The sequence below is a fragment of the Chryseobacterium sp. BGARF1 genome (genome assembly GCF_001677955.1).
Taxonomy (GTDB): domain Bacteria; phylum Bacteroidota; class Bacteroidia; order Flavobacteriales; family Weeksellaceae; genus Chryseobacterium.
In genome coordinates this window covers 1-343 of the sequence record NZ_LELA01000194.1, presented here as the reverse complement: position 1 = coordinate 343, position 343 = coordinate 1, and the positions used below count along the sequence as shown (strand labels likewise).

1 protein-coding gene is annotated in these 343 nt (G+C 35.6%); it reads left to right on the top strand.

From position 1 onward, the window contains the following. On the top strand, positions 1-191 hold a 191-nt coding region (locus AB671_RS22120; protein ID WP_185114133.1), incomplete at its 5' end, for a transposase. Positions 192-343 lie beyond the last annotated feature (152 nt).

Sequence of the window (343 nt, the reverse complement as noted above, 5' to 3'; positions counted from 1 at the left end):
TTAAATCATTCAATACCTTAACGAGAACAATCATATTAAACTATAATGACATTCTCAATTACTTTAACGCACGCAGCACGAATGCTTCCGCGGAATCTTTCAATGCGAAAATCAAAAACTTTAGAATGCGACTCAGAGGCGTCAAGGATAAATCTTTCTTTCTATTCAGATTATCCAAGATTTTTGCTTAGTCCCCAACTTTTGAGACTGAGCCAGCAAAATTATTTATTATTGATTCATTCTCTAAGTTTTGAGCAAAAAAAAAGTCTCATACAAATTCATGTATGAGACTTTTAAAAAAAACTGGCGGCGACCTACTCTCCCGCTTTCGCAGTACCATCGG